The following is a 1,218-nucleotide window of genomic DNA, read 5'->3' as shown; positions in this document are numbered from 1 at the left end:
TCCCGGCCAGCAGGCGGCCCTGCCGGCGGAACAGCGATTTGGATGTGATGTTTTTCAACTGGATATCCTTCCATGAACGGGTCATGGCCCGAGTGATCGGCCAGGGCGTTACGATGGACCCCGACCGCCCATCAATCAATCCGCCCCCGACCCGAACACGGCAGGCCACGCGCAATGCGTGCCTGCCGTGCCATAATCCGAACGCGGATCACATATGCCGTAAAGGTCTATTCCGCCACGTCGTGCGATTCATGGCGGTAACCGCCAATCAGGATCGACTGTACGTCGGCCGCGAAGTCACGCACCTCATCCATCGCGCCCTTGTTGCGGCGGACCAGCATGTTGTAGCCCAGCACCGCCGGCACCGCCGTACCAAGGCCGATGGCGGTCATGATCAGGGATTCACCCACCGGACCGGCCACCTTGTCGATCGAGGCCTGACCGGCGATGCCGATGGCCGTCAGCGCGTGATAGATGCCCCACACCGTGCCGAACAGACCCACGAACGGGGAGGTGGAGCCCACCGTGCCAAGGAAGGCCAGCCCACCCTGCAGGCGGTTCTGGATGAAATCCACCGAGCGCTGGATGGACATCGAGGTCCATGAATGCAGGTCGATGGATTCCTGCATCGTGCCTTCGTGGTGTTCGGCGGCTTGATGCCGCTATCGGCGATATAGCGGAACGGCGAGGCGGTATCGAGCTGGACCGCGCCCTGACGGATGTCGGGCGCCTGCCAGAATTTCGCCTTCACTTCCTTGGCCGCCTTCATCATGCGGGCCTGTTCCACGAATTTCGACAGCATGATGTACCATGTCCCGACAGACATCACGACCATGATCAGCAGCACGGTACGGGCGATGAAGTCACCATTCGTCCACAACGCTTCCAGCCCGTACGGGTTGGCTTCGGCCGCGCCGCCGGTCTTTGCGTAAGCAACGCCGGCAGTGCGGTCAGCAACGCGGCCGCGACGGCTATATTACGATGGTGTCGGGTCATTTACATGAAATCCTCTGACGAATAAGGCCACGGTCGGGCCTGCAAATCCTGGTTGCCATCTGACCAGCCCGGACATTGAAAATCAATCCACCTGTATCGATTTCGGAACAATTTCCGGCTGATACACGCGCCTGTCACGCCCGATATGCGGCGCGGGAATGACGGGAACCACCGGCTGGATCATGACCGGGGGCACGGGCCGGGGTGCTGGCGGCGCGGGGG

General features: G+C 61.9%; 1 pseudogene. It reads right to left on the bottom strand.

The annotated features are described in order from the left end of the window. Positions 1-227: 227 nt before the first annotated feature. Positions 228-913, bottom strand: a pseudogene (locus JCM25156_RS25760) (MotA/TolQ/ExbB proton channel family protein); the annotation flags it as partial. Positions 914-1,218 lie beyond the last annotated feature (305 nt).

The sequence above is a fragment of the Komagataeibacter kakiaceti JCM 25156 genome (assembly GCF_000613305.1).
Note: the sequence above shows the minus strand (reverse complement) of the source record. Positions and strands in the feature narration are given on the sequence as shown.